Source organism: Cyclobacterium salsum, from assembly GCF_010119245.1.
Classification (GTDB): Bacteria; Bacteroidota; Bacteroidia; order Cytophagales; family Cyclobacteriaceae; genus Cyclobacterium; species Cyclobacterium salsum.
Window position 1 is genome coordinate 321,889 of the sequence record NZ_WNKG01000002.1, and the last position, 25,619, is coordinate 347,507.

20 protein-coding genes are annotated in these 25,619 nt (G+C 44.2%); 11 read left to right on the forward strand and 9 right to left on the reverse strand.

The annotated features are described in order from the left end of the window. Positions 1–19: 19 nt before the first annotated feature. From GJS45_RS04130 to GJS45_RS04175, 10 genes are all read left to right on the forward strand, one after another. Entirely contained in the window at positions 20–1,537 is a 1,518-nt protein-coding gene (locus GJS45_RS04130) for a sulfatase family protein (RefSeq protein WP_162340196.1), read from the forward strand. Then, positions 1,455–3,032, forward strand: a complete 1,578-nt coding sequence (locus GJS45_RS04135; protein WP_235954585.1) for a sulfatase family protein — start codon at positions 1,455–1,457, stop codon at positions 3,030–3,032. Before GJS45_RS04130 ends, GJS45_RS04135 begins: the two co-directional genes overlap by 83 nt. 42 nt (positions 3,033–3,074) lie before the next feature. Then, positions 3,075–4,700, forward strand: coding sequence for a sulfatase family protein (locus GJS45_RS04140; RefSeq protein ID WP_235954586.1), 1,626 nt, complete (start codon positions 3,075–3,077; stop codon positions 4,698–4,700). A gap of 15 nt (positions 4,701–4,715) precedes the next feature. Further along, positions 4,716–6,122, forward strand: coding sequence for a sulfatase family protein (locus tag GJS45_RS04145; protein WP_162340198.1), 1,407 nt, complete (start codon positions 4,716–4,718; stop codon positions 6,120–6,122). Continuing rightward, positions 6,119–6,472, forward strand: a complete 354-nt coding sequence (locus GJS45_RS24165; protein ID WP_449506088.1) for a hypothetical protein — start codon at positions 6,119–6,121, stop codon at positions 6,470–6,472. The genes GJS45_RS04145 and GJS45_RS24165 overlap by 4 nt, the downstream gene beginning before the upstream one ends. A gap of 49 nt (positions 6,473–6,521) precedes the next feature. Beyond that, a complete protein-coding gene (locus GJS45_RS04155) occupies positions 6,522–8,369 on the forward strand; it encodes a family 16 glycoside hydrolase (RefSeq protein WP_162340199.1) in 1,848 nt (615 codons plus the stop codon). Between the two features lie 46 nt (positions 8,370–8,415). After that, positions 8,416–10,527 (forward strand): plastocyanin/azurin family copper-binding protein, encoded by a 2,112-nt coding sequence (locus GJS45_RS04160; RefSeq protein WP_162340200.1) that lies wholly within the window; start codon positions 8,416–8,418, stop codon positions 10,525–10,527. A gap of 172 nt (positions 10,528–10,699) precedes the next feature. After that, positions 10,700–11,698, forward strand: a complete 999-nt coding sequence (locus tag GJS45_RS04165; RefSeq protein WP_162340201.1) for a hypothetical protein — start codon at positions 10,700–10,702, stop codon at positions 11,696–11,698. Positions 11,699–12,201: 503 nt separating this feature from the next. Beyond that, on the forward strand, positions 12,202–13,062 hold the full coding sequence (locus tag GJS45_RS04170) for a helix-turn-helix domain-containing protein (protein WP_162340202.1): 861 nt from the start codon (positions 12,202–12,204) through the stop codon (positions 13,060–13,062). Then, the gene (locus GJS45_RS04175; RefSeq protein ID WP_162340203.1) at positions 12,974–13,576 is read left to right on the forward strand and encodes an outer membrane beta-barrel protein; all 603 of its coding nucleotides are present in this window, start codon (positions 12,974–12,976) and stop codon (positions 13,574–13,576) included. The genes GJS45_RS04170 and GJS45_RS04175 overlap by 89 nt, the downstream gene beginning before the upstream one ends. A gap of 178 nt (positions 13,577–13,754) precedes the next feature. Here GJS45_RS04175 and GJS45_RS04180 read toward each other — a convergent pair whose 3' ends face one another. From GJS45_RS04180 to GJS45_RS04205, 6 genes are all read right to left on the reverse strand, one after another. Further along, positions 13,755–15,389 carry a SulP family inorganic anion transporter gene (locus GJS45_RS04180; RefSeq protein ID WP_162340204.1) on the reverse strand — a complete coding sequence of 545 codons (1,635 nt, stop codon included), beginning with the start codon at positions 15,387–15,389 and terminating at the stop codon, positions 13,755–13,757. A 10-nt stretch (positions 15,390–15,399) separates the two neighbouring features. Continuing rightward, on the reverse strand, positions 15,400–17,277 hold the full coding sequence (locus tag GJS45_RS04185; protein ID WP_162340205.1) for a proton-conducting transporter transmembrane domain-containing protein: 1,878 nt from the start codon (positions 17,275–17,277) through the stop codon (positions 15,400–15,402). 4 nt (positions 17,278–17,281) lie between these two features. After that, the gene (locus tag GJS45_RS04190; RefSeq protein WP_162340206.1) at positions 17,282–19,765 is read right to left on the reverse strand and encodes a YbcC family protein; all 2,484 of its coding nucleotides are present in this window, start codon (positions 19,763–19,765) and stop codon (positions 17,282–17,284) included. Positions 19,766–19,834: 69 nt separating this feature from the next. Continuing rightward, entirely contained in the window at positions 19,835–20,236 is a 402-nt protein-coding gene (locus GJS45_RS04195) for a hypothetical protein (protein ID WP_162340207.1), read from the reverse strand. A gap of 206 nt (positions 20,237–20,442) precedes the next feature. Next, positions 20,443–21,369 (reverse strand): DUF5996 family protein, encoded by a 927-nt coding sequence (locus GJS45_RS04200; protein WP_162340208.1) that lies wholly within the window; start codon positions 21,367–21,369, stop codon positions 20,443–20,445. A gap of 180 nt (positions 21,370–21,549) precedes the next feature. Further along, the gene (locus GJS45_RS04205; RefSeq protein ID WP_162340209.1) at positions 21,550–21,876 is read right to left on the reverse strand and encodes a hypothetical protein; all 327 of its coding nucleotides are present in this window, start codon (positions 21,874–21,876) and stop codon (positions 21,550–21,552) included. A gap of 154 nt (positions 21,877–22,030) precedes the next feature. Here GJS45_RS04205 and GJS45_RS04210 point away from each other — a divergent pair, with 154 nt between their 5' ends. Continuing rightward, a complete protein-coding gene (locus tag GJS45_RS04210; protein WP_162340210.1) occupies positions 22,031–22,645 on the forward strand; it encodes a DUF2911 domain-containing protein in 615 nt (204 codons plus the stop codon). 181 nt (positions 22,646–22,826) lie between these two features. On the opposite strand, the gene GJS45_RS24045 is transcribed toward GJS45_RS04210, so the two are convergent. The 3 genes from GJS45_RS24045 to GJS45_RS04220 form a co-directional block, all read right to left on the reverse strand. After that, entirely contained in the window at positions 22,827–22,958 is a 132-nt protein-coding gene (locus GJS45_RS24045) for a DUF5995 family protein (RefSeq protein ID WP_394351324.1), read from the reverse strand. 14 nt (positions 22,959–22,972) lie between these two features. Then, positions 22,973–23,203 (reverse strand): DUF5995 family protein, encoded by a 231-nt coding sequence (locus GJS45_RS23910; RefSeq protein ID WP_317165089.1) that lies wholly within the window; start codon positions 23,201–23,203, stop codon positions 22,973–22,975. 429 nt (positions 23,204–23,632) lie between these two features. Further along, positions 23,633–24,979: a sodium/glutamate symporter gene (locus GJS45_RS04220; protein WP_162340212.1), complete on the reverse strand. Its 1,347-nt coding sequence runs from the start codon at positions 24,977–24,979 to the stop codon at positions 23,633–23,635. Positions 24,980–25,619: the final 640 nt, after the last annotated feature.

Below are 25,619 nucleotides of genomic sequence, written 5' to 3' on the forward strand. Positions count from 1 at the left end.
CAATTATAAACATATGAAAATGAGAAACCGATACCTTTTATTTTACGCAAAGAATAGGCTGCAATTTCAGCGCTTTGTTACCTATCTATTTTGTGCATCATTCTGTTTATCAGTTAGCTGTGCTCCCAAAACAGAAGAAAAAAAGCCTAATATTATCTATATTTTGGCAGACCAATGGCGGGCTTCGGCCACAGGATATGCAGGGGACCCGAATGTAAGGACACCGAACCTGGATCAACTGGCAAAAGAAAGTTTTAATTTCCGTAATGCAGTCTCTGTCATGCCCATTTGCACGCCCTATAGAGCGTCCCTGATGACAGGCAGGTATCCTACTTCTACCGGTATGTTTTTAAATGACCTTCACCTTCCGCCCACGGAATTATGCATTGCGGATGCCTTGGTTTCCGGAGGGTATCAAACGGCCTATATCGGTAAATGGCATCTGGACGGACAGGGCCGTCACTCCTTTATCCCTCCCGAACGCCGTCGTGGGTTTCAGTACTGGAAGGCAGCCGAATGTGACCATAACTACAACCATTCGCATTATTATACAGGGGACTCTGATGAGAAATTATATTGGGAGGGTTATGACACCTTTGCCCAGACAGCGGATGCCCAGCAGTACATTCGGGATCATGCCGACAGCGATAAGCCCTTTGCCTTATTCCTTTCCTACGGGACACCGCATTTTCCTCATCACACGGCACCTGAGGAGTATAAATCCCGCTATCCGTTGGATGAGATTACCCTGCCCGCAAATGTACCGGAATCTAGAAAAAGCGAGGCACTCCAGGAAGCACAAGGATATTATGCCCACAGTGAGGCCCTTGATAAAAGTATAGGGGATTTGCTAGCTACCTTGAATGAAATGGGGCTTGATGAAAACACACTGCTGGTATTTACCTCAGATCATGGTGAAATGCTCGGTTCTCACGGTGTAAGGCCAAAGGCAAAACAGGTACCCCTAGGTGAATCCGCAGCCGTTCCGTTTTTGCTTCGGTACCCAGCTATCCATGGAGAGAAAGGAATGGTAGTAGACATGCCCATTACTACGCCAGATATATTTCCCACCCTATTTGGTTTGGCCCGCTTACCTATCCCCGAGACGGTTGAGGGAGAAGATCTTTCATCTGTGGTACGAGACGGGGTGGAAAAGGAAGACCGAGCCGTCCTATACATGCAACTTGCCCCCTGGGAAAGAGGGGAATATAGTCGGGAGTATCGGGCAGTAAAAACAGCCAGGTACACCTATGTACGGTCCCTCGATGGCCCCTGGCTTCTTTTTGATGACCGCACCGACCCACTTCAAATGAATAATCTGGTTTCGAATCCCGAGTATTCGGATTTGGTTCAGGAGTTGGATGCAAGGCTTCAGGATTTGCTGGTAGAGATCGATGATGACTTCAGACCTGCCCAATCCTACATTGATGAATGGGGGTTGGTATTGGCTCCTCATGGAAGTATTCCCTATTCAAACGACAGTGATGCCGGACCCCAACCACCGCAAACACCGCAGAGAAAAGGGAACGGTGAGTAGTCATCTATTTTCTGTTTTACAAGCTGGAAAAAATAAGTACATTTCGCAAATGGTAAAAATCAACCTCTTTTTCCTTTTTTCACTAAATAACCTTCTTTTTTTAGGTTGTGATCAATCGGGAACAAAAGAAGCAGAATATGCTCCGGTCAATATACTTTTGATAACGGCGGATGACTTGAATTATAATTCACTTGGCTGCTATGGTAATTCGATAGATCAAATTTCTCCAAATATTGATAAACTGGCCCAAAGCGGCATGCGGTTTACCAATGCCTTCGTCAATATCGCTGTATGCCAACCCTCCCGTCAGTCCATTTTGACGGGCAGGTATCCGCATAATAACGGGGCTCCCGCTTTCGACCCCATCGATAAAGCCGTCACTACCTTGCCGGAACAGCTTCACAATGTCGGCTACCTGAATGGGGTTCTGGGAAAGGAAATACACCTCAAACCCACGGAAAAATTTTTCTGGGATTATTACATTCGGGAAGGAGATCTTGCCTCTGGGATGGGTATTGGAAGGGATCCGGATCTGTATTACCAGTATGCCCTGGAATTTTTCACGAAATCAAAGAAAGAAGCGAAACCCTTTTTTCTTATGGCAAACAGCCATGATCCCCACCGTCCCTTTGCTGGCAGTGACCAGGAAAAAAGGCAATGGGGCGAAGACTTGCCGGAAGTCACCCGGACCATTCTCCCTTCGGAAGTGGAAGTACCGGCTTTTCTTCCTGATTTGCCAGAGATACGGAAGGAGATTGCGGAGTATTATACCTCTGTTCACCGTCTGGATCAAACTGTTGGGGCCCTGCTGCGAGCTCTATCCGATGCAGGATTGGACGAAAACACGATGGTTATGTTCATCAGTGATAACGGCATGGCCGTTCCGTTTGCCAAATCAAACTGCTACCTCAACAGCAACAAAACACCTTGGATCATTAAATGGCCCGGGAACGTTCGAGAAGGACAGGTGGACAGCACCCATTTTATTTCAGGTATAGACTTTATGCCCACGATCCTTCATGCCTTGCATTTACCTGTGGTGCCAGATATGGATGGTACGTCTTTTTTACCTGTACTAAAGGGGCGGACTCAGCAAAGCCGGAACACCGTTTTTACGGAATTTCACCGGATTTTTGCGGGGGTTGACTACTCAATGCGCGGTGTCCAAAAGGAAAAATTTGGGTATATTGTCAACTTCTGGAGCGATGGGGATCATGAAATCAGGGGCGATGCGGCCAGTGGCCGAACGTTTCAGGCCATGAAGGAAGGGGCACTTGAAGATGAAGCCATTAAAGAACGCCTGGACATGTACGTGTATCGGGTTCCAGAGGAACTGTATGATTTTAAAAATGATCCCGACGGGCTGGTAAATTTAATTGATGACCCAGCCTATCAAGAGGACATCGTCCGGCTCCGGGAGCTTGTCCGGAAAGAAATGAAACGAACAGCTGATCCCATTCACGATGAATTTGTAGAACGGTTTATGAACGAATAGCACCGGGCTTTCTCTAAATACCAAAAACCATAGTTAGTAAAAATGATGAAAAAACACCTGTTATTAATCCAACCAAGGCTGCGGAGGCATTCCGGAATTTTGCTGAGTGTATTGCTTATAGTGAGTGGTTTTCTTACCAGTTGTCAACAAGAAGAAGTGACTGAGAAGCAGCCCAATATTCTTTTTATCATGACGGATGACCACACCCAGCAGGCCATAAATGCCTATGGACACGGGTTGCTGGATAGTGTTTATTTTCCAAATATGGATCGCCTGGCGAAAGAAGGAGCCCTTTTTAAAAACAGTTTTGTCACCAACTCTATTTGTGCCCCCAGCCGTGCGGTCCTGCTATCAGGAAAATACAGCCATCTCAATGGGAAAGTAGATAATGTGGGGCCATTCAACTGGGATCAGAGCATTTACCCCAAGTTGTTGCAGGAAGCGGGGTATGCAACGGCACTTATCGGAAAAATACACCTGGGAGGAAAACCGCAAGGGTACGACTTTTCGCTCACCCTACCCGGTCAGGGAAGTTACTATAACCCTGAATTCATAAAAAACGGAGAAGAGGAAGTGAAGTTTGAAGGGCACTGCGAGGCACTGATCCCTCAGTTTGTGGTGGACTGGATAGAAAAGGATTGGGACCGAAGCAAACCTTTTGCCATTAACTACCATACCAAAGCGCCCCACCGGGACTGGATGCCGGAAGAAAAATACCTTTCCTATCTGGAGGACCAGGAGTTTGAATTTCCGGAGAATTTCTTTGATGATTATGAAGGGAGAGGGACTGCTGCCCGGGAACAGGAAATGGAAATTGTTGACAATATGTATTGGGGTTGGGATATGAAATTTAAAGAAAATCCCTTCACCGGTGAGCCGAGTCGTCTGGCTGCGCCTTTCGGTCGCATGACGGAGGAGCAAATGGACGCCTGGAACGCCGTATACGGTCCGCCAAATGAAAAATTCAAGGAGGACTTGCCCAGGGGGGAAGAACTTGCCAAGTTTATGTTTCACCGTTATTTGAGAGATTACCTTAAGGTAGTAAAATCAGTAGACGATGGCATCGGAGAGGTACTGGACTACCTGGAAGCAAATGACTTACTGGATAACACGATTGTGGTTTACACTTCTGATCAGGGTTTTTACCTGGGCGAACACGGTTGGTATGACAAGCGCTTTATGTACGAACAATCGCTAAGCACTCCCTTGCTGGTGAGGTATCCCAAGGAGATCAAAGCTGGCACCGTGGTGGAGGATTTAGTGCTAAACCTGGATCATGCGCCAACCCTACTGGATTATGCAGGATTGGAAAAGCCCGATGATATGCAGGGAGAATCCTGGCGCGCGCTGGCTGCAGGAGAGGAAATTCCCTGGAGAGATGCCATTTATTATCACTACTACGAATACCCGGGCCCCCATGCTGTAAAACGGCACTATGGTGTCCGGACGGATAGGTATAAATTGATTCATTTCTATTACGACATTGACGAATGGGAAATGTATGATTTGGAAGCCGATCCTAACGAAATGAATAGTGTTTATAACGATCCCGACTACCAGGAGGTGCAGGAAATGCTCCACAACCGGCTGGAGGAGCTTCGGGAACAATATGGCGATTCGGATGCCTTGAATCAGCAATTTATCGATCGATCGCTTTCCAAAAATTAACCACATTTCTATCCCATGCGAAGTCAAATAAAAGGAAAAAGCCTTGCAGTCCTACTTTTAGTAATCGGTTGCTGGAGTTGTCAGGTTCCGGAAAAGGAGGGTGCCACCGAAAACGAAAAGCCAAATATCATTTTTATCTTGACCGATGATCAGCGATGGGATGCCTTGGGATTTGCCGGAAATGACATTATTCATACGCCGAATATGGATAAGTTGGCCGCTGAAGGCTTGTATTTTGAAAATGCCTTTGTAACCACGCCTATTTGTGCGGCAAGCCGGGCGTCTCTGTTTACCGGCCTGTATGAGCGGACACATGATTTTACGTTTGGCAAACCTCCCTTGCAGGATGCCTATATGGTCAATAGCTATCCAAACCTTCTCAAAAAGGCCGGTTACCGTACCGGTTTCGTGGGGAAGTTTGGGGTGAAGGTCAATGAAGGGATTGAAGATTCCATTTTTCACCAGATGGACAAAACCTTTTGGCCCTACTTAAAAGAAGTGGAAGGTGAAGAGGTTCACCTGGCAGATATCAATGGGGACCTTGCCATTGACTTTATTAATGCTAGTACGGACCAGCCTTTCTGCCTTTCCCTTTCCTTTTGGTCTCCACATGCAGATGATGGGGCAGAAGAGCAATATTTTTGGCCGGAGTATATGGATCATTTATACCGGGATGTGAGCATTCCGGTGCCGGAAACAGCCGATCCTTCTTTTTATGATAGTTTACCTGAATTTTTACAAAACACCATGAACCGGGAAAGGTGGTATTGGCGATTTGATACCCCGGAGAAGCACCAGAAAATGGTAAAAGGCCACTATCGGATGATTAGCACCGTGGATAGCGTTTTGTCAAGGATTCGATTGACCCTGGACGAAGCGGGAGTGGCCGACAATACGGTTATCATCTTTATGGGGGATAACGGTTATTTTATGGGGGAAAGAGGCTATGCCGGTAAATGGCTGTTACACGAAACTTCCATTCGGGTTCCGTTGATCATTTATGATCCCCGTCAGCCTGAGAGCAAGCGAAGCAAGACCCTTTCCCAGATGGTCTTGAATGTGGATGTCACGCCTACCATTTTATCTTTGGCGGGGGTAGCCATACCGGACGATTATCAGGGAGAAAGCCTCACCCCATTCTTGGACGGATCCCCGGACTCATGGCGCACCGGGGTATACCTGGAACACCGGCTTGAAAACAATCCCAAGCTACTTAAGACATCCGGTTACCGGGATGAGGAATTTAAATTTATTCGCTACGATGACAGTGATTTGATCGAATTGTATCATCATCAATCGGACGTTAATGAGGTCAATAACCTGGCGTTAGAGGAGAAGTATGCTGAAAAAATAGCCTATTATTCAACGAAGTGTGATTCCATTGTCCACCGGTTAGTCCAGCAAAGAGTAACGAATCAATGAAACTAAAAGCTAAAATTCTTGACCTTGTAGTGAGGTGGCCCCATGTCGTTACGGACCTGGTTCTGGCATTTTTCTCATGTTCCGAGAAACTGGAGAACAGCGCTCCAAACGTTGTCATTATCTATGCGGATAATATGGGATACGGAGATCTCAACATCCAAAATTCCGACTCCTCATCTGGACCAGCTGGCATCAGAAGGGATGCGTTTTACCAATGCCCACAGTTCCTCCGGGATTTGTTCTCCGAGCCGCTATGCCTTGCTGACGGGAACGTATCATTGGAGACGGCAAAAATGGACAAGTTGATTTCGGAAAACAAGGCCAAAGGGTATCTGATAAAAGATGAATAAAGTCTGGTAAATGAGAAATTACGAACAAACTACTTAAGAAATATTGTATATGATCTTTAGCATAAAATTTAGAAAACTCCTTTTGCCCTTGTGCTTTGTTTTTTGGGGTAGCCTTTCTGCACAAGAGGTGATTGTTATTGATGATTGGAACCAATTTGGCGACATCCCCAAAACATGGGAATTGGTAGGAGGGGTGACGACCGATTGGGAGCAGGATTCGTTTTTGTCAACAAGTCAGGGAACGGGCATTCTGGTGAATCCACCAAAGTCAAAAAACGGTCCGCATTTGATTTCAGGGTTTGAGCATGGAGATATGGAATTGGAACTGGAGTTCATGGTTCCCAAAGGGTCCAATTCCGGGATTTACCTACAGGGGCGCTATGAAATTCAGATTTTGGATAGTTGGGGTAAAACCAATCCCAATTCCGGAGATGCAGGAGGGATTTACCAGCGCTGGGATGAAGAAAAACAACAGGGCTTTGAAGGAAAGCCGCCGCGTACCAATGCGAGCAAGGCACCTGGTTTGTGGCAAAAGGTAAAAATCGATTTCGAAGCCCCAAGATTTGATGCTGCAGGTAAAAAAATAAGGAATGCAACTTTTAGCCAGGTCTATTTGAACGGGGTATTGGTCCATGAAAACGTAGAGGTGACCGGACCGACCCGTTCCGCCTTGTTCGAAGACGAAAAACCGCTTGGCCCGCTTATGATTCAAGGGGATCATGGTTCGGTAGCGATCAGAAATATAAAGTACAAACCCTATGGAGATCCGGTTCCTGAAATCACGGACTTGAAATTTGCCTATCATGAAGGTAAGTTCCAATCAAATGAGGAGTTCCTGGGGAATCCCCCAAACGAAAGCGGGCAACTCAATAAAATAACCTGGGACCTGGGCCATGGGGTGCTTGATTTTGCATATGTGTATACCGGGAATTTGGAAATTTCGAAATCAGGAGAGCATACCTTTTCCCTGGCTGCTTTCGGTAAGACCAGCCTTTTTTTGGATGGCCAAAATGTATTAGCTGATGAAACCCAATTCCCCAACAATCCCCCCAGGAGCAGGACCTTATCGCTGGAAAAAGGTACGATCCCCTTTCAATTGGTGTTTTACAAAAATAATTATCCGGGCAGAAGTCCACAACTCGGCGTTTATATAGAAGGTCCGGGGATCAAAAAAAGTCCCTTGCACGATCCGAATTCTTACAAAGAATCTGCTATCCAGAAACCGATTTATTTGGGACCATTACAGGAACCTATGATTACACGCGGGTTTTTCCAGCATAAAGACGAGAAAAAGACGCATGTGGTAGCGGTAGGAGAACCATCGGGTTCAAACTTTGCCTATGATCTTCAACAAGGAGCGATCTTGAGTATTTGGAGGGGAGGCTATCTGGACACCTCTCCCATGTGGAGACAAAGGGGGACCTCGCAGTTGATGCTACCCACAGGAGCAATTGTCGAATTGGCAGAGGGCCCTTTCCTGGCCAAATTAGAAAATACGGACAGTCCCTGGCCGGATTCTCTCAGTAGTGATCTGATTCAAATTCAGGGATATACCTTAAATCGGGACAGACGGCCTACTTTTAACTATGCCCTTGAGCAAATAGCTGTTGAAGACTTCTTTGAACCGGAAAGTGACGGAAAATTTTTAACCCGGACCATCCGCTATGCGAATCCTCAAAAAACACCGGATGTTTGGGCCCGGATAATCGCTGCGGATAAAATAGCGGATCTTGGCGAGGGAATTTACCTGGTGAACGAAGGTGAATACTATGTAAAAACAGCTGCACCTATGCTGGAGGATTCCTTGTTACGAAATACGGCTAAGGGTCAGGAATTGTTATTTCCACTGAACTCAACAGAAGAAAACGGACAAATGAAATACAGTATTATTTTCTGATGGGTTTCGGATAATTAAAAAAAAGAATTTATTGAAAAATAAGCATATGAAATTAGATGATAATGGATTGTTAATCAGGAATGCTAAACTCAATTTTTTACTCCAAAAATCGCATTCCAATAGGTTTTTGGGATGCTTATTAGCAGGGTTTTCCTTACTTATTTCGGTTTCGTTGCCTGCCCAACAGGCAGCGGACCCGGAGGATTTGATTGCCCAGGAAGAAGATTACTATTCGATAGTGGACATCCCTATTCCCGATGGCATTGAACTTGAGGTGGGTGGCATGGCCATTATTCCAGATGGAAGTTTGGGGGTCGCCACGCGAAGAGGGGAGGTCTGGCTAATAGAAAACCCCTATATGACCGGTTCCCGGATTCCCGAATTCAGCCGCTTTGCATCCGGTTTACACGAACCGCTAGGGCTTGCCTACCACGAGGGAAGTCTGTATACCAGTCAACGGTCCGAGCTAACCAGATTAACAGATAAAACCGGAAACCGGGAGGCAGATGCTTACGAGACGGTCGTTTCCTGGCCCCTTTCGGGAAACTACCACGAATATTCCTATGGCCCCTTATTCACTCCGGAGGGTGACATGCTTATCACCTTGAATTTAGGTTGGATAGGGCATGGGGCCAGCCTGGCAAAATGGCGCGGCTGGATGATGAACGTTTCTCCGGATGGTGAAATGACTCCGGTCGCATCTGGAATGAGGTCTCCTGCCGGATTTGGCTACAATGCAGAAGGGGATGTTTTTTATACGGAAAACCAAGGGGACTGGGTGGGTTCCGGCCGCATTACCCACGTAGAGAAAGGCGATTTCGTGGGGAATCCGGAAGGCCTTGTCTGGAGTCATCTGGAAGAATCCCCCGTTAAATTGAAGCCCGAAGATATACCCGATACGGGACAACCCATGTCCAAGGTAGCTGCCGACATTCCCGGATTCAAGACCCCGGCCGTCTGGCTTCCTCATGGCCTTATGGGGATTTCCACCTCCGCTATTCTTACCGACCAATCCGGTGGAGCATTTGGGCCCTTTACCGACCAACTCTTTGTGGGAGATCAGGGGCATAGCAAGATCGTAAGGGTTTACCTGGAAAAAGTAAACGGTGTCTACCAGGGAGTGGCCTTCCCCTTTAGAGAAGGTTTTTCTTCCGGTATACTGCGAATGGTATGGGGCAAGGATGCTTCCTTATTTGTGGGCATGACGAGCAGAGGCTGGGGTTCCACGGGAAAGGATCCGTTTGGATTGCAACGACTGGTTTGGACAGGTAAAGTACCTTTTGAAATCAAAACCGTAAAAGCCAAACCTGATGGATTCGAATTGGAATTCACCCTTCCTGTTAAGGAATCGGTGGCCAAAAATCCGGACTCCTATCAACTATCCAGTTTTAACTACAAGTACCACCACAATTACGGGAGTCCTGTCATCGAGTTAGAAGATCTTGCTGTTAAAGCGGCGATTGTAGCAGAGGACAGGATGTCTGTGAGATTGGTGGTAGATGGTTTGAAGAAGGGGTATATTCACGAAATAAATGCCGCGGGTATTTCGTCCGAAACGGGTATGGATTTATTGCATGCCGCTGGTTATTATACCCTTAATGAAATTCCGGCCGGTGAAAAAGTGAACCTTTCGCTAGTAGAGAATTCACCTGCCAACTCCCACCAAGGCCACCAAAATAGCGATGGAAGTACATCCAAAGAGGCAAGCGCAGCTACTTCAGCGGCAGCAACTACGGAAAATTCTCCGAAAAGAATGACAGAAATGCCTGAATCCTGGTCAGATGGGCCGGACCAAACCATTGTGATGGGGACAAAACCCGGCTTGAAATACGATCTGGAGAATTTTGAAGTAAAGGCAGGGAGCAAGGTAAAGGTCACCTTTAATAACAATGACGATATGATGCACAACCTGGTGATCGTACAGCCAAATACCGCCATCGAAGTAGGAGAGATGGCCTTAGAGATGGGATTGAAAGGTTCCCAAAAAGATTATATCCCCGATTCTGATAAGGTGCTCTACCATACCAACATTCTTTCCCCGGAAACTTCTGAAACCATCTATTTTGAAGCGCCGGCTGTTCCTGGAGAGTATACCTATGTATGTACTTTTCCAGGACATGCATATGTGATGCAGGGGATTATGAGGGTGAAAGAATGAATAAAAGGGAGCGGCTGCAGCCAGCGTCGAAATAAATTTGTTTTACTGGAGAATAGGATCCGAATTTCAAAATTCTCTCTAACTTCATTTATTAATGCATTGAAATTATTGACTTGTCCTGCAGAATTTTTTAACTTCAACTATCTTATCTTCAACATTAAAATTTATGGACATGAGTTTTCCCAGACAAATATCCCTAAAATTTTATTTGATAGTAATATTATCTAATGTCTCCTCTATATTGCTACAGGTTCAGGCGCAAGACTTGGAGTTTAATACGGATGGCTTATACAATGCCGAACTTTTCGATTTTATTTATAGAGGTCACTTTGAAAATATTGAAATGAGTCGCGAAGAATTGGAGTTTGTCCAAATCTTTAACTCCTATCTAAGAAGCTACGCCCGACAATGTCCTGACTTCCTACCTAAGGACAAGGAAGAAATCATGAATACGATATGCGCAAGAGAGCAAGAACAAATTACAAAAAATGGATATGGTGTCGAAATTAGCAGGACTTCGACATGTATAGAATGGACTACCGAGGGATCGGGCCTGTACGCTCGTTCTGATTTGTACGCTGCTTATTTGGAAGTAGAAGGAATTTATAATCGGAATGCATTGAAAAACTTCGTGGATATCGTTTCGGACCAAAATCCTATTGGTAATAATTTAGATCGATTTCACAAATCCAAGGCTTTGCAATTTGATATGGCTCAAATTTTTGAGTTAAACGATTGTAATAGCCCTGGAATCAGGAGATTTGAAGATAACTTAAAGGCCTTTGCTTTAAACAAGTCTCCCGTTCGCATGGAAGAGGAGAGCAAATATGTCGCCGTGAAAAAATCCGGAGGACCGACGGGATTACAAGATTTAAATAAATTGATAGACGATCTGGTCGCTGATCAGTCAAAAACATGGATGTTTAATCGATATAAGCCAGGAAGCATCTCCGGAGTTACGGTCCAGGCTCAAGACAATCAGGGAAGGCCTACTTCAATAAAAGCGAATTATAATTATACAGGATTTAGTGGGGCGAGCGAAGGCTGGGTTGAAATCATTTTTAAAAATGGATTGCCTGCGGGTATCTATTTCTTCGATTATCCAAATAATCGCAAAACGCCCAATAGTAGTATTGTGGCCTCCTATGCCCAAGGAGCGTATCAGAAATAAATTTTCATTGATTTTATTTTTTTAGATTGCCTGAATCCCAGTAAAATAAATTCTCCTAACCAAACAACTGTAAGGGGCGTAAAACAGGGGGTGCTGGTTGCGGTTCTGGGTCAGCTCTCCTTATCCGACCTAATGGCTTCCTTACATGGTTTTCAGGTCGACTGGGATACAAAAACAGCTGTCTGGCTAAAGGTGTATTTAATAAAGAAGAACTTCCTGCCCTTCGTTTTGGCTTCCGATCGGCGGTGCTATCCGGGATTATTTCAGGGCTTTAGGCATACGGGTAAATATCTGCATGCGCTGCTCACCGATTGGAATGGTCAACTTTTTAACTTATATTAACCATAAAGGGTACGAACACTATATAACCTAATGCCCGCTGAATCGCTAAAATTGAATAGTTTAGTATATAATTAACGTGTGTATGTTGATCGCTATTTGCGTCGAAATCTAAGCGTATACGGTATCCTCGGCTGCTAATAAAGTCATTCAAATAAAACAACATGGATTTATTCGATGTACAAAAATCTCGTCCGGATATCTTTCAACAATTTTCCTTGGAAGACACCTTGTTTTTATACTACAGTTGTCCTCAGAGAGATAAAATCCTACACCTATATGCTAAGCATACCCAATTCAATTTTACGATAAGTGGAAAACGTATTTTTCATCATGGTAAAAAAACCTGGGTTTCAAATCCCAATAAGGGCTTATTGGTGAAAAAATGTGCTTTTTTGCAAGAGCTGCCGCCTGATTATGAGGGCTGGGACGTAATGGTATTTTATCTTAAAGATGACTATTTGCGCTCCATTTTTGATGAATTTAGACCCTTTCTGAATTTGAATGACCTGCCAGAACCCAACGTCGAAATGTTGGAGACATTTGCAATGGATAACCAGATCCGAATGGGTTATCAAAGCTTGTTGCCTTATTTCGGAACCAATAAAAAATTACCACACAGCATCTTAGAAAGCAAGTTCAAGGAACTGCTTTACAATATTTTTGCCCATCCCGAAAACAAACACATTCTTGCCTACATTATTCGAATTGTAGACAGGTATCAAACACCCATTTGGGAAGTGATGGAGGCTAATTATATGTACGATCTCAAAATACAGGATTTTGCCAATATCTCAAACAGGAGCTTATCTACTTTTAAACGTGACTTTATAGCCTATTACAAGATCTCTCCGGGAAAATGGATCACCGAAAGACGATTAAAAAGAGCGAAAGCACTACTGGAAACTACAAGCAAGAGTGTAAGTGAGGTAGTATTTGAATCAGGTTTCAATAACGCTTCGCACTTTAGCAGAATATTTAAAGAAAGGTTTCACCTTTCGCCTTCAGAGGCTCAGAAACGTTGAACCGAATAGAATACTAGAAGCTATTCTTAGTTTTCCAATAGCTCCTGCGGCCTGGTGGGAGATGAACTGGAACCTAACTGCCTATCATCACCAGGTAAAAGAAGAATCCAGTCGGCCGATGGTATTCGAAAAGGATATACTCACCTACTCTGTACAATTGATTAATAACTTTCTCTTACCCAATGACTGGTCAATAGGCATAGACGGGAGGTATAGGAGTAGTTATTTGGTTGGAGACCAACGCGTATTTGATTATCCTGCCCTCAATCTGGGGGTCAGAAAGAATTTTTCATCTGGCGGTTCGTTAAGTTTCACTGTTCAGGATGTTACCAATACCGCTGGAAAAAGAAGATGGGAGTATCATCAGCCGGAATTAGGTGTCAAAACATTTGGTTTAAATAATTTTTCCGAAAGACAGGTGCGGGTCACCTGGAACATTCTATTCGGCAATCAAAAACTATTGGGCAAAAGACAGCGTAAAACGGGATCAGAGGAATTAAAAAACCGGATGTAGAAATTACATTTACCGAAAATGAAGCGCAGGCCTACAGACCATGCCACCATCGCTAAAGTAACCCTCAGTTATCTTTGTGGGAGTCGATCAGTACATAGTCAATAGCACCTTCAGGAGTTGATAAGGTCAGTTTGTCAAGTATATCAACTTCCTGTTCAGCAAACCTGGCTCTTTGATGTTAGTTTTTAATCTTTTGCAATTTCCTGCCAGACAGGTGGTGATCGGATCGTTGCTGCAAGTGGCTCATGCCACAGAGTGTGAATTTCCCCTGCCCATGCTGGTACTCATGTTGGTACTGGTGTAAGTTTTCCATTACCGTATGGTCTATCAAATTGGCATTTGTAAAATCAATCCGGATACTTTTTCCTTTTGGGAGGCTATCCAACGATTTTTTAAGGTTGATGTAGTTGCTGAAAACAGCAGAATGATGTACAAAAACGGTATACTCCTCCTTTTCTTCCTCAAAACTAACCGTAAATAAGGGCTTAAACAGGTATTTCAGCGGAAGGCCATTAGCAAAGTGGATGATCATTTTGAGCAGAATGCCTGCTGCAATTCCAAGTAGTAAATCCGTAGCCAGGGTTACCAGCAGGGTGGTCAGGAAAATGGATAACTGCTCCTTTCCGATTTTGTAGGTGTTGACAAATTCCTTGGGAGAACTCAGTTTATACCCCGTATACACCAGCATGGCAGCCAGGGCCGCCAGTGGTATCTGGTGGATCAGCAAGGGGAAAAAGGCCACAAAAAGGAGAAGAAAGACACCATGGAAGAAATTCGACCAGGCGGTTTTAGCTCCATTGTTGATATTGGCCGAGCTTCTCACAATTTCTGAAATCATGGCTAATCCACCGATCATTCCTGCCAGGACATTGCCCAGCCCCACACCCATCAGGTCCTTGTTCATATTTGATTTTCTGCGGTATGGATCCAGACTGTCTACCGCCTTTGCACTGAGCAGCGACTCCAGGCTTCCCACCAACGCAAACATAATGATGTACTTAATGGAAGTCATGGTCAATACCTGTGAGAAATCAGGAAAGGTCACGGCTGACAACATATTTTCTGGTAAGGTGACCAGAAATTTTGGCCCAATGCTGTATTCGTGTCCATCCAGAAACAGGTATTTATGTTCGTGTTCCAGATCAAAATAGATCCCCATGGGGATGGCAACCAAAATAACCAGCAGCGGTGCCGGAATCATCCGCAGGTATTTATTTTTGATTAGGGGAAATAAGAAGAGGATTAGTAAACTGATTCCACCAATGATGGCAATATCCGGATTTATTGCTGTCAGCGCATGAGGAAGCTCCCCGAACAATTCCAGCGTTTCATTGGCCTCCGGTTTAACTCCGACCAGGGTAAACAATTGCTTCGCAATAATGATAATACCGATAGCGGCCAACATGCCATGTACGGCAGCCGAAGGAAAGAAATCGGCTAAGATACCAGATTTAACCCAGCCAAATACGACCTGCAATAAGCCGGCAACCACAATGACGGCTAAGGTTAACCGGTATCCCATTAGGGCATCGCCTTGGCCTAAATCGGAAACGGCTCCGACAGCGATGATGATCAATCCGGCAGCAGGTCCTTTGATGGTCAGATGAGAACCTCCCAGGAAGGTCACCACCAATCCACCGATAACCGCAGAAAAAATCCCCGCCATTGGCGGAAAGCCGGAAGCCATGGAGATGCCCAAACAAAGTGGTAATGCAATAAGGAAAACCAGGAATCCCGATACCAGGTCCGATTTCCAGTTCTCCCGAAGTCCGGCCAATCCAGACTTGGGAACTTCAATTAAATGATTTTTCATGATACTTGAATTAAGAAGATTTTAAAGCGGTGGTATGATAATTTTTGATATGCGGGCCAAGGAACAGCCGGGCATAGATCCGGATAAGGGCAATGCCCCCAAAGATGAAGCTGATGGCATTAAATGCCGCCAGGACGTACTGGTCTTCATGGATATGGCTGAATAGTAAATCCACTCCAATGAAGGTAGGACTGATAGGAAAGCCCATTAGCGCCAGTGCGGCAAGCAAAAAGATCAGGGCAAGTTTGGGGTGCTCGTATACGTGCCCATAATATTGATTCAGGTCAAAATGATCCTTCTCCTTATTCCTTAGCCGATTCAGTATCCAATATCCTGTGCCCCCCGCCAGTACCACTCCACTGAGGTAAATCAGGGTCTGCTTGTAATCGAAGGTTTCATTAAAGGACACTGCCAGGGCTATCCAGAAATGATTAGCCATCACCAGCATCAAAGCCAGCCTGGGATGATTTCTCTCCGAAAAAGCCTTGAATACCATCATCAAACCTAAAAACCCAAAAAGCCCGGGTATGTAGTACTGAATGGTTTCAGGAATAACACCCTGATTGAAATACAGCAACAAACCGAGTAGATAGAGGGGTAAAAAATACTGCAACAGATTTTTGGGTGTCAGGAAATCAAGTTTTCTTCCCAGTCTTTTGACCGGTTTGAAGACCAGCGTGTTCAGCATCGTATCCAAATTCCATTCTTTGAGAGATAGGATATAAAGGCTGTAAGCTAATCTTTTGGAGAAAGAATCCTTTAGACGGATTGGTTTGGGCTTGAAATGGTAAAACTGATCCCTGATCATATAGGCAACCACCGAAGGAGATACCAGTAGTTGGTAGGTTCTTAGGAAGGCATTTCCTGCGAAGTGTATCAATACCAGATGCTGCAGCCCTAAGGCTATTTCGATAAACATGATCCCTATCTGGGCGATGGAAGCGTAGGCTATCTGTGTTTTAATAGTCGTTTGCACCCTCGCAATCGCATAGGCAAGCAAGGCTGTCAGCAGGCCCAAACCTCCTATCAGTATTCGAGCCATCAGTTGATGCTCCCAAAAGGGGAAGGTCCGAAGCAGTAGAAAAACCCCAAAATGTACCGAAAGGGAGCCGTAAAATATGGCCGAAGAGGGTGTCGGTCCTTCCATGGCTCGCGGCAACCAGGAAGAAAACGGAAACTGAGCAGATTTGGCTGCAGCCGCAATTGCCAAACAAACAGCAATGAACAACCCGATACCCCCGTGAGCGCTCATTTGTTCGGATACCAGATCTCCATCCAATAATTTGATAAAGGTGATGTTTTCGTGCCATAGATGATGACTAGCCCACATCGCGAGAATAATGCCTATATCCCCAATCCGGTAGATCGAGAAAACCTTTACTGCATTCCTTACCGGTAAATAGCGATCCCGGTAAAAAGCGATCAACAGGAAGGAAGCGATTCCTAGCATTTCCCATCCTATAAATAAGGTTTCGAAATTCCCAGCTACCACGGTAACGTTGTAAGCCAGGTAGAAAAAGAGCAAGGTATTGAAGTACCGTTTGTACCCTTCTTCCAGGTGCATGTAAAACCGGCTATACCGGGTTATCAGAAATGTAATAAAAGCACCCACCCAGAGGTAAACCGCTGTAAGGCTGTCAAAATAGAAATCCAGCAAAAACTGGTAATGACCATTATTGTAAATTTCCCACTCCCGGATATTCACCGGGTGCATCCCACTGAAAATCCAGTAGATAATATAGCCTGTGATTCCCAATAGCTGCAAACTTACCGATCCCATTGCTAACCTGGAAAAGCTGGTTTCATGGCCGTCCGGAATCAGCAGGGATAAAACAAAAGCTACCAGTGGCAACAAGACGAAAAAACCAATCATTATGTGATGTTCCATGGTATCAGGAGATTTGGTAAACGGGGAGGTTTTCAGCAGTATTGGCGAGGAGCTCATCCAGGTTTTGAATGGCTTCGATCGTTTGTGTAACCGGCTGGTACTCGGCAAACGCTCCTTCCTTGAAAACAAAGGCTTTTTTGCTTTCCGGATGGATGCAAACCAGCTTAACCCAATCGTTGGAAAACCACTCATAGGTTTGTTCATGGGTTTTGATGGTTTTGAGGACGACTTCGGGATAGTGCTCCACCGTGATCAAAATCCGAAGCGGGTCGTGGATATTGACCATTTGCAAGGGCAATCCTGTCCGTAAGTCCCCATCCATCCCATTGGCTACACCGATCAGGCCCATAACGTTGTGCGGTAGCTTACTTCCGGCACCCAACCTGTCGTTATCTACTTTGGAGAAGTAATATTCCAAATTGATTCCTCCGCATACTGGCGCTACCGCTTTGAGTATGCCAAACAGGTAACTTCCCTCCGGATCAATGCGGTGGTCATAGGAATTTAAGAAGGCGCGCTTATCTAAAAACAAGTGTCGATTATTTTCCCGTTTTCCGATGACGCAGAGTGCATTCGTAGCGTGGTTCCATTCCGGCCGGGTTACAAAAAGGGACAGGGCTCTTTTTTTCACCTTTTCATGGACCTTCCTGGCCTCCTGACTGGAGTCGACGGTATGAAATCTTCTGGACCTTTCTTTGGCATTGTAATCCAATGCCGTGTCGAAGGTCTGTTTATTTCTTTCATGTAAGCGTCTGTTAGCTTTGAGCAGCAGCTCCTCATCATAAAATTCCATTTCATCCCTGGTGGTATCATGTAGCCCACCGACAAATTGGGTCGTGTCGGGAATATGAATTCCTCTTTCGGTAAGCATTTCCCTTACTTCGGGATTGTTGCCAATCGAAGCTGCCACACGGGCATTGACCGATCCGGACCGTCCGCTGCAAGCTCCACAGTCGTACCCGGCATAGTGTGTATTGTTTACCGAACTCGCTCCATGCCCAATTACATAAATCAAGGGCGCAAAACCCTTCACCAACCCGATGCTTTTTAGCAAGCCTTCCATTGCATCGGTCATTTCTTCCAACGTAAAGCCGACCTGAAGGCCATGTTGTTGCTGTTTCTTGTTTTTGATACTAAGTTTACCTTTGGGGTCCATGTGCTTGAAGGAAGAGACCATGGCCGGCGTTTCCGCAGGAAAAAAGATGCTTTTGGCCATTTTCAACGCGGACCAAAATCCCATGGTCTGACTGATGGCCCATCCGCCGAAGACCCCCTTGGTGTGCTTACTGAAATGCACATCTTTTTCATGTCGGATGTTGGATTCGGTTTCTTTGATCAGGTGTCTGGGAGTGATTGGTGCAGGACATACTTTGGTCAAAAACTTCCCATGTTCCGGCTGAAAGTAGAAAGGGAGGTTAAAGAAGCCTGCAGTGCCGAAAGTTTGCGCATTCGGGTCAAACCTTTCCACGTAGCGCCGGATGGAACAACACCTGTCATCTATGCAAAACATGGCCTGAAAGGATGCTGCTTTTTGAAAATCCTCCTCATGACTAAGCTGTAATCCCCTGATAACCTGGTCGTAATAGGTCCATTCCAGCGCCTCTTGCCATAGTTTATGAACGTCAAAAAATTCCGAATACCTGGATTTCCCAAATAATAGGGGTAAATCTGTGGGGATCCACTCCGCCAAAGCGCCCCATCCATTTCCTCTTCTTCTGTCCAAGGCATCTATTTCCAGCAGACACTCCAGAAAAATCAGGTCTTTGAGGCAAATTTTTCTTTTGTCCAGCAGGCTGCTTTCATTTTTCTCCAACACTGCCACCATACCCGACCAACCCGGGTGGGCAAATTGCTGGTCGTAAAGGTACTGGCCATGGTATTTGTCATTACCCACCAATAGCTGTAACAAATCCTCCAATTGTGTATGGGGGTCAAGGAAGAGTTTTCTTGCTCGCTCGCTTTTGATAAAGGTACTGAAACTGTTTTTTTCCAATTCCCTGACACCGGCTAAAAGCCCGTTGGTTTTGGCAGGGAATTTCCAGATGGCAATTCCCTGATCCAAGTAGGAACTCACCAATCGAAATAACGTCTGATGGACCTCCTTGTCCAAATTGAGGTTGTAGGCCTTTCTCCAGAGTTTTCGGATTTGGCCCACTCGCGATTCGGGATAGTCAGAGAGGGGTTGATGAAGCAGACGGTGAGTCCAATGGGCCAGATCATCTGCACCTTTATGGGAGATGATTACCCGTTTCAGAATTTCTGCATTGATTTTCTTTTCGTGAAACTGTGCCCTGTATTTTTCAAGGTTCCAATAGACTTTGAAACCGAAGTTTTCTGCGGCATCTTGTAGGGCTTCATGAAAAGGCAACCGCTGGAATGCATGCAGCGTATTGTGATGCACAAAATCCCTAAGTGGGGATTGTGCAGGAAGGTAATGGGCCAATTCGTGGATAACTTGATCCAGGCCCGATGACACGCGATGCGCCATAAGTAACGAAAATTAAGGTGGAAGGATAAAATTAAAAAGGCTGATAAAAAATCAGTTTTCGCATTGGCTTCAGGCCAGATCTAGCCGGAGGTTTTGAAAAAGTAGGTAAAAGGGGACCTTGGGATAAATAACAATGGCAGGACTAAAAAAGGATTGTGCAATCAGGAACGGTTTCATTCCCTGGAATCCAAAAGGAGTACTTCCGGTACCCAGGGAATGTTTAGATGATTTTTCTTCCTGATTCTCCTCCTCTTTTTCCTCCGCTTCCTCCATGAAGAAATCCGCAGTTTTTCCGGGGATTTCGTGGGGATCGGCGGCCGAAACCCTGGTTGGGTGTAATGAAATGTCTCCATCTCCCACCACCATATCGGTTAGGTGGAAACCTAAAAAAACTAAAAAAAGCAGACCCATGAAAATTCCAAGTGCGGGGAATTTCCAATAATTTGTCTCTCTTTGAAGTTTGTTGGACATTGCTAAATGTTAAAATCCAAAAGTAACGTAAATTGAATATAATCTCGTTATTTTTCTTGTTTTTTACGAATCGTAAAGGTAGACCGAGCCGGGTGAATTGGTGGTGATTTTTATCACTTAGGGGTCTGGTGTCCCTTTAAAATCGCCGGCAAAGCAGCCTGGGACAATAAAACGCCCGGATTATTACTAGTTGCTTTTTTTACTGATCAATCGGCATGCTTTTCCAATTCTCCTCTATTCCATTTTGAGGTGATAGCTGCGGCCTCATAGGTGCTTTGCAAAAAATCCAGGAGCATTTCCTCCGGATGATCCGATTGTTGCACGTCTTCGTATTTCAGCATAAATTCACCCATTTCAGCGCTGTAAAAAGCGGCTTTCGGAAGGACCTTTTGTTCGCTAAAAAGCGGGTCCGCCGGATAGGCGTAGGAATAAAAGATAGCAGAGGGAAAATCTTTTGACCCCGGCCAAAAACCGGCACTGCTGACTTCTTTGGAGTAGGCTTCCTGCATGACATCCAAGGGCATGTTGGGAGCACCTCCCGGGTGAAGCGGTGCAGGTCTTCCTGAAAAGCGGGTCACCGCCAGGTCAAAGGCACCCCAGAACAAATGAACCGGACTGCATTTCCCGATAAACGTACTTCTGAATCGGCTAAAAACGTCGTGTACCCTGGCCATGGCCAACCATAAGGTATGGGCAGCAGTGGGATCATAGAACCGGTTAATCGTATTTTCCTGGAATGGAATGGCAGTTTCCAGTTCATTGGGACTCCCATGGATATCCACATGGATGCCCAGATTGGCAAGCTTCTGGAACAGCTCCTCGTAAAAATCAGCTACCGTCATGGGTCGAAGATCCATACTCAGACTTGCCCCATGGGCGCAGGAGATGAAAAGTTGGTGCTGCCTGAAATCAAAATCGATCTGAAAAAAACTCCCCTCATAGGGAATGACCTGAGTAGTGTACCCATGCGCACTCAGATATAAGGTGGTATGCCAGGAGTGATTTTGCCAGGGCATGGTTTGAATGCGTATTTTTCCAACAATTTGAATCCACTGGTGCAGGGTTTCTAGGGTATCTTGGATTTCTCTGAAATTCAAGACAGGCCAGGCTAGCGGTTTTTTTTCTGATTCCATACAATAATTTATATAATTTTTTTTGGATCATCAATAGGCAGGCAAGTTTTCAGGTATTAATTTAATCAATCTGTTGATCAAAAAAGTTAATCCCCAAGTTCCCCATCAATGAACTCTGGGCAAAACGACTATACATGGTTCAAGAATAGTTGCTTTCGATCTGGCATGATAAATTCTTGTTTAGTTAGCTTGCCGATTAAAACTGGATGCCAGCTTTATTTTATAAACGACGTCGTACCAGGTAAGCCAGCCCATCAGCCTGAAAAGGGCTCCAACTAAAACCAGCGGCTCCCAGGAAAACGAATATCGGAAAATCATAAAATAATACATAAAACCGCCAATTTCGGACTGGTTTTGAATGTATACTCCGTAGGTCTCCTGAAAAAATTGATTGAACGTTCGTTGGTCATAGACGTACTTGCTTATGTCACACATGCCATTGGAAATAGGTGAGTTGAGGTCAAAATGGGCAACATTGGTAGCTTGGTTTCCATCTGAATCCAGCAAATAATTGGCAGCATTGGCAGGATTGTATACATTCGTGGCGCTGCCATTCTGCAGCTTGCCTCATAAAGCAATCTTAATCTTCGAGGTACGAAATGCTGGATATTCATTTGCCTTTTGTACCTTTCCGGCCTCAAACCCTTAAAAATTCAACTATATGAAAAATCCAAAATACCTCAATTTAGCGGCAGCCCTGACCCTTATGCTCTTTTTATCAGTGGTTTACCAATCTCATTCCCAGATCCAGGCTCCTGCTCCCAGTCCGGCAGCTTCTGTCTCACAAAACGTGGGTTTTACCACCATCAGCATGAATTACTCTTCACCCGGCGTAAAAGGCAGGATGGTATTCGGGGAACTCGTTCCCTATGGTGTTCCCTGGAGAGCCGGTGCCAACGATCCGACAACCATCGAATTTAGCACTGCCGTAAGCATTGGTGGGACAACGCTCGGTCCTGGAAAATACTCTGTATTCATTACCCCTGCCGTTTCAGGAGACTGGACCGTCCACTTCAACAGTAAGGGAAACGCTATTTACGCTTACATGCAGGGCGATACCGTAGATGCCGCCGCCCTGTCGAAAGACGATGCAGTAGCCATTAGTGTGAGTCCGGTAATTACCGGAAAGCAAAAAGAAAGACTTTCTTACAGCATTTCCGCCGCCGATAACAAAGTCGCCGAGGTGGTTTTTGAGTGGGACGATGTCATGTTTTCATTTGAGGTGGACACGCAAGTTGACCAGAAAATGGAAAACTTTAAGGCAGCCTTCAATTAAGAGAAAGGTGCCGCATTTGGGCGCGTCTTTTTCAACGGAATTGGAACTGAAAAATAACAAAAAAACCTCCAAACGGAGGTTTTTTTGTTAGGAATAGTTCAAAGCCGACAATAACTGGTATTTCAGGTTTCCGCTGCCGGATACCATCGGCCGAAGCAAATCGTTATCAGCCCCTGGAGCCCTACTCCTTCCTGCGTGCTGCTGCCACAGCGAGATTCAGGTTGATATGCGCATTCATTCCCAGCATAACATGTTGAACAGTTATCAGTGGCTTGTCCACCTGATCAAAGGCATAGGCCCAGGCGGCGCTTATCTCTTAGTTTTTTTTTAGGCGCTGTAGGCATCCAGATATAATTGGGCAAATACCACGTCAAATTTTTCCAGGCGTTTGTTATCGTCAAAAGGACCCAAAGCAATTTCGCAAGCGATCTCAAAGGTAGTACGCTGGTAGACATAAGCAAACAAGCTTATCATGCTGTTGTTATCGATACTCTCCTCTATGATACGATTAAGCTCCTTAAGGAAACCCTGAATGGTAGTGGTTTTATCAATTTTGATGACCGAACCTTTCTAACTCAAATCACAAGTCAACCATTCGTTTTTAGCGGCTAGTCCGATCTTTTGGGTTGGCGGATAAGCTAAAAAAAAAGCCAAACCATCATGGAAACAGCATACCAAATGTGCTGGGGTTTGCCTTGCAATCCGAAGGTTTGCGAAGGGGTTGACCTTAGAGTTAAAGCCATTTACTCATAAATTCAAAGTTCGAGAGACGGTTAAAATTCCTGTCAAGATTTTAATGCTGCAAAATAAACTAATGGCCTTCCATTGGTTTTATAGGCAGGCATTCCATAAGCATAATCTTCAGTTATTTCGCTGTCTGCATTTATCACCTATGTTCTAATTTTGTTTAGAATTTCCTGAACATCTTTTGGGAAGGAGCCTATGTTCTTGTCTACTTCATTCATAGGGTTAAATTTTTTTTAATAGTCATTGTTGTGATTTATTCTTTTTATTGTAAAAATAGCCTATAAGAAAAAAAGTAAGCGTAAGAGCAAAAGATATACCTGTAAAATAAATAAGCCCCATCTTTTGTATAATAAGTGGAGAAAGCCCTGTAATTAAACCACCTCCGACAAAAGGTTCAAATAAAAGCTGTTTTAATGCAAATGCTTCTTTACCGTTACTTTTATTGTTTTTGTCTACGATAGATTGAAACATTAAGCCAATAGATGTGGTCCCCATCGACTGCCCATAATCAGCGATGCCCCTTTCGAACGCGTAATTTGGAATAAGGATTCTATATGTTAATAGAAAGCAAGATATATTCCATAAAAAACCGGCAACCAGCAAAACAAAGACTAAAATAATGTTATCCTTTATAACGGTTAAGTTTATGGTCCCAATGGCCATAATGATGACAGCATCCAGAGAAAAGGTTTGAATTTGCTTCACAGTTCTTCTATTAACTATATCAATCGAAATAAATCTATTAATTAGGACTTGTAGAATGGCCCCTCCAAGTAAGGCCAACGGAAAAAATGGGATGTACTGTACAAATTCGGTTTTATATAAAAACTTTAATAATACCGTACTTTCGATATAGTAAAGGGAGTCCAATAACAACTGACCCAATACTATGGCGATTCCGATGATAGCCAGTTGTATAATGAAAGTGTTTTGAAACCTGCTAATTTTTATTACTTCTTTATTACTTTCCTGCTGTTCAAGATGAATTATTTTATCTTGATTTTTAAAATTAATTAAAAAAATACCGCTTAAGATTCCGGTTAACATAGCCAACGGTGCAAGAGCTACTGTTATAGACTTTGCGTCAGTTAGACCAATAGACCTAAATGTCTCATCCATTCCTACGGCAACTCCCACGCCTCCTTGAAAACTTATCTCAATAAAACTAGCAACACTTGGGTCCAGGTCAAAAATGGGAATCAATACAAAAAATGTGAGTAAACCTCCTATTAAATACTGCCCCCAAGCGAGCGTCTGTCCTAATGAAGCTTGTGGGATTGCCAACCTCATTGAAGTTTTAAAATTGGGGATTTTTCTTCCCAGAAAAATGCATGCAAAGACTATATTGACAAAAAACAATGCCAACTCATTCCATGAGTCTTGTATGTCCTGAGAGATAAAATTTAAATCGAGAGTTCGCCCAAAAACCTGAGGACCAGCGAGAAGAGCGATTAACCCTCCCAAGAAGGCCCTTGGGATGTGATATTTTTTTAGAATTGGAACAAAACTTAAAATGAATTCTGCTAATAGTGCAAAAACCGTTGCGAGAAATAAAGCTTTAAAATAAATTGGGATGGATTCATGCATAAAAACACTTATTTGTATGTCATACTTAACAAAATAATTGTTTTAATTAAAGCTCTTTACTGATTCAATTATTTAGCATGTTTCAATTGGTTTATTTCAAGGCAAATGCTGCGCTTTCTTTTCAACCAAATGGATCAAAATGATTTTGAATAAACGACAAAAGGCACTTTAATAGGCTCTAAGGTACGAAATGTTTCTCTGTATACTGCAAAGCTTCGACCAGACTGAGATAAAACCAATTTTATGTAAATTTTGTTTTTAAATATTTACCCAGATTTTTATTTTTTAAAAAGTACTTTGTTTTGTGTTTTGTACGGTTTTAATATTTATAATTATTTAGGTCTTTGTTGATCAGGTATTGGACAGGTTTGTAAAAATCTGGCAATAAGGTTAAGTTGGCGCGAGGTTAGGTCTTCAGGCATATTCTGACAGAATAGAAAAAAGCCGTAAGGGTTTCCCATAATCTAATGGTCCCGACAAAAAAACTGGTACAGTTATAAAATGAAATAAGTGCTCAATAATACTTAAACGTGTGGACCGATTTCGCGTTAGAAAGAAAGTTTCCAATTATCAAAAACGAAATGAATAGTAAGCTAAAAGCCTTTTAGAAACAAGCGCAGACTTTACCGATTTAATAGTA